5 protein-coding genes are annotated in these 8469 nt (G+C 58.6%); 3 read left to right on the forward strand and 2 right to left on the reverse strand.

What is annotated here, in order from left to right:
- Positions 1–2262 (forward strand): Ig-like domain-containing protein (locus BM151_RS21230; protein ID WP_143093145.1); only part of this gene is annotated, 2262 nt, incomplete at its 5' end.
- A 254-nt stretch (positions 2263–2516) separates the two neighbouring features.
- On the opposite strand, the gene BM151_RS21235 is transcribed toward BM151_RS21230, so the two are convergent.
- Positions 2517–3389 (reverse strand): LysR family transcriptional regulator, encoded by an 873-nt coding sequence (locus BM151_RS21235; protein ID WP_090063395.1) that lies wholly within the window; start codon positions 3387–3389, stop codon positions 2517–2519.
- Positions 3390–3980: 591 nt separating this feature from the next.
- Between BM151_RS21235 and BM151_RS21240 the strand changes: the two genes are divergently transcribed.
- Positions 3981–5996: a sensor histidine kinase gene (locus BM151_RS21240; RefSeq protein ID WP_090063397.1), complete on the forward strand. Its 2016-nt coding sequence runs from the start codon at positions 3981–3983 to the stop codon at positions 5994–5996.
- Positions 5989–6693 carry a response regulator transcription factor gene (locus BM151_RS21245; RefSeq protein WP_090063399.1) on the forward strand — a complete coding sequence of 235 codons (705 nt, stop codon included), beginning with the start codon at positions 5989–5991 and terminating at the stop codon, positions 6691–6693. Before BM151_RS21240 ends, BM151_RS21245 begins: the two co-directional genes overlap by 8 nt.
- A gap of 162 nt (positions 6694–6855) precedes the next feature.
- On the opposite strand, the gene BM151_RS21750 is transcribed toward BM151_RS21245, so the two are convergent.
- Positions 6856–8469, reverse strand: a 1614-nt coding sequence (locus BM151_RS21750; RefSeq protein ID WP_245781284.1) for an Ig-like domain-containing protein, incomplete at its 5' end; no start/stop codon positions are given.

Here is an 8469-nt window from a genome sequence, read left to right on the forward strand (position 1 = left end):
AGCTACACCGCTGTGGTCGCCGACGCGGCGGGCAACGAGGGCACGGCCTCGGCGGGCTTCGATGTCGTCGTGGATACCACGGCGCCGGTGACGACCGCCACGATCGACACTTTCACCGACGATGTGGGCATCTACCAGGCCGATTATCCGAGCACGACGGCGACCGACGATACCGCCCCGGTGCTGAACGGCACGCTGGACGCGGCGCTGGCCGCGGGCGAAGAGGTGCGGATCTACGAGGGCACCACGCTGGTCGGCACCGCCACAGTGGCGGGCACGGGCTGGACGCTGGCGCTGTCGGGGCTTGCCGAGGGGACGCACAGCTACACCGCTGTCGTCGCCGACGCGGCGGGCAACGAGGGCACGGCCTCGGCGGGCTTCGACGTGGTGGTCGATACCACCGTGCCGGCTGCCCCGGTTGTCACCAGCTTCACCTATGACGTACCCGGTGCAGGGACCGGAGCCAGCGGTGAGACGACGAGCGACAGCACGCTGCTCTTCAACGGGACCGCGGAGGCCAATGCGCTGGTGGAGGTCTTCCTTCAGGGCGTATCCATCGGCACGGTGACCGCGGATGCGTCGGGCAACTGGACCCTGGACTACACGGGAACCAATATCGTCGATGGCGACTATGTCGTCACCGCGACACAGATCGACGTCGCGGGGAACGGCCCATCTGTCGCATCGGGTGATTTCAACATCACGGTCGATGCGGTTGCGGCGGCGCCGGGGTTTTCATTGCTCCACTCGCAAGAGCCCACCCTTAATGTCTATAGCTACGACATGGCAACGCAGACCTTCTCGACGACACCGGTGAGCGGCAGCTCGTACAGCTCAGGGCTATACACCAGCGAGTTTACGTTCGTCAGCGATGTCAATGGCGACGGAATTCAGGATTGGATATGGGGGAAAGACCAGGAAAACGTGATCGAGACCTATCTCGGCAATGCTGACGGGACGTTTTCGACGACAACGATCAATACAACCGTCGCAGGAGATTTTGTCGGCATAGACGGTACGGAAACCACATATCTGACCGATGTCACCGGCGATGGCGTCGTTGATTGGGTATGGATAGACCAGGGTGCCACAACCGGCATCCAGGTCTACGCCGGTCTGGGCGACGGAACATTCTCCACATCGATGATCCAGACGACCGGCTTTACGAACTGGGGTGCAGGGATAAGCAGCGCCGAGGTAAGTTTCCTGGCAGATGTGACGGGCGACGGCATTGTCGATTATGTGTACGAGAATGACTCCGCGAACACTGGCATTCAGGTCTGGGTCGGCAATGGCGATGGCACCTTCGCAACGACGGATATCACAACGGCGGGAGTAACCGAGGGTGCTTGGGATGTCTACCGTTCCACCTTCCTGGCCGATGTCAATGGCGACGGCAATCTCGACTGGCTCTATGCTCACGAGAATACCGGTAACGGGATTAACGTCTATCTGGGCAATGGCGATGGTACATTCCAGACAACAGCCATTAACAGTGCGGTTGGAACCTATGCCACTACAGGCTTCAATGTCGGATGGAATGCTAATGAGAGTACCTACCTCGTTGACCTGACTGGTGACAACATTCTTGACCTTGCATGGGGGTATACGGGGACCGATGAAATCCGTATCTGGGCGGGAAATGGCGATGGCACCTTTGCCACCACCTATAGCGTGATCGACATGTCCGGCATCTCCGACGACTGGTCAGGTGGGTCACCTGCTACATACAACCAGACCTCCTTCCTTGATGAGGTAGGCTCCGATGCTGCTCGTGGCACAGCGGGTCAGGATTTCCTGACCGGCACCACCGGGGCGGATGCGATCTATGAAGTCGGGGCAGGTGACACGGTTACCGCGCTCGATGGCGATGACGACATCCAGGTTGCGGATGTCGGCTTCGCGCTCATCGACGGGGGGGCGGGCACCGACACGCTGGCGCTTTCCGGCGGTGGCCTGATCCTGGACTTCTCGTCGCTTGCCGGGCAGGTGACGGAAGTGGAGGGCATCGACCTGACGCTGGGCGCGGGGAACGCGCTGATCATCAGCGATCAAGAGGTTCTCGACCTGTCGAGCATTACCGACGTTCTGGTTGTAGATGGCAACGGCGATGACTCGGTGACCGCAAGCGGCGGCTTCACCCTGTCGGGCACGACCACGCAGGGCGACGTCACCTACGATGTGTATGACGCCGTATCTGGGGCGACGCTGTGGATTGATCAGGATATCGGGACGGGGACCGGTTCCGTCACGATCCTCTGAGCCGGTTTTCAACAAAGAGCGAGGGCAAGCTGCCCTTGCTCGAAAAGCGGCCAATAGGCAGACCTCATACGCGCTTCGGGCTGCGGCTGCCTATTGGCGGTGTTTGGAATTCAGGGGCGTGTGAGCGGTACGGTTTGGCGCCGTGGTTTTCAGCCAAGCGGCATCTGCGACCAAGTTATCCTGGTCGACCAAAGCGGAACAGACGACAAACAGATGAAAGCCTGCGGCCCGGCCAAACGGAGGGCGCAGAGAAATCACGCGACAATTCGCTCCATTCGGTCATTTAGTTTCATGGCATCAGACAGCGTGATGCGCTTTTCGTCGAACAATATGCCGAACCGCACCTCCTCTTCAAATTCATTGAGCCATTGTGCGTTGGATTTTCTGGCACCAAATGTTGAGGCCAGAAAACTCGGCGCCGGGATCTGCCAGCCATTTGTCTGCGCCAGCCTCATCGCGACCAGAAAATCATCCACGCGGCTTACAATTTCGTAATTTTCTCCGGATCCGCGAAGCTGTTTGTCGATATAGAATGAAAAAGGGCAGGACGTGGATCTGGAAAGCACTTTAACGGAATCCTCTTCGCGGGAGACTTTCCTTGACTGAACCAGCTCGGTGCCGAGATTGATCCATTGCAGCGAGCCTTTCACGGAGAGTATGGGATCCTTTTCAGTGTTGAACAGAGGGCGGAACACGATGTCCACTTCTCCCTTCTCGAGCATGACCGCCAGCTCGGCGGCACTCGCTACACTGATTTGATACTCATTGCGCAATGCGCCGAATTCATGGTCATTTTCGGATAAGTAAACTCCAATGCAATCGCTGACTCCCAAGCGGCGTCGCGTGTCATCTTTGTAAAGCGAAATGCGTGAAAGTTCGTCGAATCCCGCCACGGCGGAAAAAATTGGATCGCGCACGCGAAGAAGCTGGGCGCTTGTCGTGCCATTTTTGTGGGAAAAGACTGGGATGCCAGTCAGCACTTCGAACCGCCTGAGATTTTGAGAGACCGCAGACTGCGAAATTCCCAGCCTGTGCGCCGCAGCGGAGACGCCACCTTGCAATATCACCTCCCGTACGGAGCGTAGAACACTATACGACAGCCGCCCGATGTTATTGTCAGAACTCATTTTCAGCCTCTCTGTACAGCATGTTCACTCTTGAGACGCACGAAGGCGCTTTCGTTCGGGCTCGCCCAGACAGGCGTCGGGCTGAACAGCCTTGCGCTGTTGGCATCGGCTTTCTCGTATCGGTGAATTTTCTAATTGGTGCAGGCGCCGAACCAGGAGAGGGGCAGCTCTCCAGATTTGTTCAAGGCGATGACACATTTTTACCAAGCGATGGACGGGAAGCTTTGTCCGGCAGCGGTGTGCAACTATAGATTGATTTTTGCCGCTCCTGTTTTGCCGACCCCTGTCAAACCGGGTTTTCATTATGAGAATATCAAATGAAAATTATAAAAAAAACAGATGGTTGCGTATTATTAATACGAAAATGTCGTGCGTTGATTTGTGCTCTAAAGGTTGAATGCTCCCCGCGGTGGTGGTAGTGAAGCGACCCATGGTCCAATCAGTTGCGTCAAAGGGGAATTGTTTTGTCTAGGTGCGTTATGTTCTGCCGGACACACCGTGTTGCCTCTTCCGTAAAATCAAGAAATTGCCGTGATTTCGGGAGACTGTCCTTGCGGCGAGAATACGTTTGTGGGTCGTAGACAACGCCAGATGACAGTTCTTGGAAGCTTTCTGGTGTCGCTACTGTTCTTCTTCGCGATACCGGCGACCTGGGCGCAGGCTGCTGTTGGTGAAACCACCAGCCACATGGAGGTGCTGGAAGATCACTCAGGCACTTTTACCCTGTTTGATGTGGCGTTGGGGGGGCAAGCGGAAAGCTTCGAACCGACCGGAGGGCATTACAACGGTGGTCTTGGCCAGATCAAGGCAGCCTGGCTGCGTATCGAGTTTCCGGCGGGATCGGATAGCGTTCGAAATTACTTTCTCAAACTGAGCCCCCCGCGTTTGAGCGAAGTGACCGTTTTCGTCCCAAAGGTGGATAAACCACGCGGGACGGAAGACTTCGACCGTTTTGAGCTCGGTGCCAATCATCCGGTCAGGGACCGGCCGATTTTCCATTCCGAACTTCTGGTCCCTCTGGCCCCGGGAGATGACCCCGGCATGGTTTTCGTCCGCGTTTCCGATGAGAGGGCGTTGGCCGTACGCGGGGTGGTCGTGACGGTGCAAGACCTTCTGTTGTCGGAAATGGTCAAGTGGCTTCTGATCGGCGCGTATCTGAGCATTGGCGTTATCGCTTGCGGCTTCAGCATGGTTCTGTGGTATTGGCTGCACGAAAGCCACTACATCTTTTCCGCGACCTTCGCCCTGTCACTCGTGTTGCTGGCGGTCTGGCGTAGCGGCTTGTTGTTTCTGGTGCTGCCCGACACCGCTCATCAGCTTCACCCCATCATATTTGGCGGGGCCGTCGGTTTGGCGTTTCTATCCGAATACGGTTTTCTGGCGACGTTCCTTCTGTCCCGTGAACGGACACCGTTCGTATATTGGGTAACGGTCGCCTTGGCAGCCAGCGGTCTGATCTTTCCTGTCGCTGCGGTATACGGGGTCGCAGATCACCTGCTCCGCCTCAATGCTCTTTTGATCGTTGTTCCGAATGGATATGCTTTGTATCGGGCCCTGCGAGGGGAGCGGAACGCCCGGCTGTATCTGCTCTACTTTGGTCCAATCTATATCGCGTTCATGTTGTTGCTCGCCCGCAATGCGCAATGGCTGCCGGCGATTGTCGAATTTGAATATCTGTACGAGTTTGGTGGCGTCGCCCATATCCTGGCGGTTACAATTGGTTTCGGCAGCCAGATCCGCGATGCGGAAATGAAAAAGCGCAAAGCCGAACTGGCCCTGCTTGACGCAACTCAGGTGGCGGAGCGGCGCGCTGTGAAAATCGCCAGCCAGCGACTGGAAGCGCTGACCGCGGCGGCAGAAGAGCTGAAAAGAGCCTTGGCATCGGAAAGGACGCTTTCCCGGAAAAAGCGTCAGCTGCTGGACTTGATTTCGCATGAATACCGGACGCCGCTCGCGATCATCCGTGCGAATGTCGATCTCCTGAACATTGCCCGCCGCCAAAACAAACCGATCCCGGATAGTTCGCTTGGGCGTATCGAAAATGCCGTTGAGCGCTTGACGGAGGTCATCGATGAAAGCCTGGCATTCAGCCGCGACGCGATCGCCGACCCGCAGGGCGCCTGGAGAATTTTGAATATCCAGAAGGTTGTTGAAGCCGCGGTTGTCACCGCTCGTGAAATCTATCCTGACCGGATGGTGAGTTTTGCTGCAGACGCATATGGCGCGAGCTGTAGCATCCGGGGCGACGAAGTCCTGCTGAGAACGGCGATGATCAATATCATCGATAACGCCCTGAAGTACTCTCCGAAGAACAGCCAGGTTGATGTGAGGCTCACGGCAGATGGTAAGGGGGCAGTCTCGATCACCGTCACTGACCGGGGATGCGGCATAGCGGAGGCGGATGTGCCGTTCGTGTTCGACAAGCATTTCCGCGCGTCGAATGCGATTGGACGGGAAGGCGCGGGCCTGGGCCTGTACCTGGTCTGGAATATCGTCGCGGACCACGGAGGCGAGACCGAGATACACTCTTCCAGTGCCGGTACGGCGGCTGTAGTGATCTTCCCGTGCATTAAGTCTGTCAACAAGATCGAGTTCTCCAATGCCTGAACTGACCATCATTCTCGTGGAAGACGACGCCGATCTGCGCGAAAGTCTGCTGGATTGTCTGCATGCCTCGGGCCGCAACGCCTATGGTGCGGGGTCGGCGCGTGAGTTTTACCGGCTTCTCGCAACCCAGGAGGCCGACATCGCTGTCGTCGATCTGAACCTGCCAGACGAAGATGGTTTTTCGCTTATCAGATTCCTGCGCGAGGAAAGGCCGCAAACCGGCATCGTTCTGCTGTCCGGGCACGCGACGGTAAGCAACCGGATCGAGGGGTTGCGGACCGGGGCCGATGTTTTCCTTGCGAAACCCGTCGCATATGATGAGTTCGATGCTGCTATTCAAAGCGTGTCCCGCCGTCTTGCGACTCTGGCGGGGTCTGACAAGGGCGGGCAGGGCGCAGGCAGCTGGGTGTTCGATCAGAAAGGGCTCCGTCTGATCGCATATGATGGCCAGATGGTTTTCCTGACCAATCAGGAAGCACGTTTGCTCAGTATTCTGGCCGACGCGGACGAAAAAATCGTGCCGCACGACACGCTTCTTTCGCGGTTGGGATACAGCCTTGATGACGCGGGTAAGCGGTGCCTCAGTGCGGTGCTGGTCCGGCTGCGGTCAAAAGTGAAAGATACAACCGGGCTGACGATGCCGATCCAGGCGCTTCGCGGCCAGGGCTACTTGGCGCGCGGTTTGCGGGGCAAGTGATCCGATGGGACGCACTGCAGCCTCTGCTGCTTGCGGTCAATCCGACGAAGAGCACTCTGCAGCGGTCGAATGATGTGCGCCCAGAGCTGAGCCCAATGGGCCCTCGGCCCTTGCCTCTCCCCGCACGATATCCCGGGCCCCACGGCTTTCCCTGTTGCGGTCTTAGAAGGTCAGGGACATCCCGAGAGAGATGCCGTAAGTTGTAAAACCGCCTGATCCGATGCCGTCGAGGAACATCTTGGCCGAAGCCTGAAGCCCATCCCCGCCGTTGTAGAGATAGCCCAGGTCGATACGTGCCCGGCCGCCTTCTGTCTCGTCGATATAGCTGGAGGCCGCGCCCTTGCCGTCAAGCTGCGACCAGATGCCGGCAAGGCCCCAGGTGAGCAGGTGGCGGTTGTCGTCGCCGACCAGCGGCATCTCGAAATCGATACCGGTCGAGAGCTCGGTCTGACGCACCGTCTGATCCGGCACCAGATTGGACAGACCATCGAGATAGGCTTTCTGCCGCTCGGACACATAGCTCAACTGAAGCCTCGGTGCATAGCGCAGACGCTCGGCCTGATACTGGCCCTCGAGAGCAACCACCGATAGTAGGCGATCGGTCTTGAAACTGTCGGTGAAGGTCCCGAAGGGGGAAATCTTGTTGCTGCTCTCGCCGTAGAGCAGGCGCCCCTCGAGATAAATCGGTTGGTCTGTGATCTGCATCACCGCATAGGGGCCTGCGAGCCAACCGTTTCCGCTGGTTCGAACCCCGCCGCCCTGGTCATCTGTGGCATGATCGAACTGTATCATCCCACCGACAAGCAAGCCGGGCTGCACGTGAGCATGTCCACCAACGACTGCCAGCGCAAAGGCGGTATCCCCGGAACGGTCGTCATAACTGGTGCTCGAGCCTTGCAGCGAGAACCAGAACGGCCCGTTGTTGCCGGTGTAGACAGAGAAGTCGCTGGCCCCACGGCTGACCGCGACATTGAGGTGTCCACCGTCTCCCCCCTTCAGGAAACCGGTGAGCTTGGGCTGGTTCTGAACGAGGTTGCGGCCGCGGTTCTGCAGGAAACCTGCAATCTGTTTGCTCGCCACGGCGGCCGTATCGATCCGCGCCGTCGCGCTTGCCGCAGCGGAGAGATTGCCTGCGGCATCCGTCGCTGCCCCCGCAGCGACCGAGACCGTCACATTTGCGGTGCCGTCAGGCGAGATGGACATCGTGAAGCTCTGGGGGCCACCTTCAAGTGCGCCCTTGGACGCCCCGCTTACGCTGACGTCGCTCAGATCGAAACCATTGACGCTCTCTGCGAAATTGAAGCTGACGGTAAATGTTTCCCCTGGAAGGAAGCTCTCAGGCATTCCAGAAATCGTAAGTCCGGGTGTCGTCTGATCGGAGGCGATGCTGAATTGCGTCGCCGCGGTATTGCCGTTGCCGGCCGTGTCCTGGGCCACGCCGCCGGCGATGTCCACCGTCACCGTGCCGTCGCCCAAGGGGGTCAGATCGAAGCTGTAGCTGCTGCCCGATCCGGCGAAGTTCGACACCGTGCCACCCGAGACCGTCAGGTCCGCCGCGGTGAAACCGGTCACCGCTTCGGTGAAGCTCACCGTCACCGGGATCGGCGAGGTGTTGGTCGGCCCGCTCACGCTTGAGGCGAGCGAGGTGCTCGGCCCGGACTGGTCATAGACGATGCTGAACTGCGTCGCGGCGGTGTTGCCGTTGCCGGCCGCGTCCTGGGCCACGCCGCCGGCGATGTCCACCGTCACCGTGCCGTCGCCCGAGGGGGTCAGATC

This window comes from Celeribacter neptunius (assembly GCF_900113955.1).
Lineage (GTDB): Bacteria > Pseudomonadota > Alphaproteobacteria > Rhodobacterales > Rhodobacteraceae > Celeribacter > Celeribacter neptunius.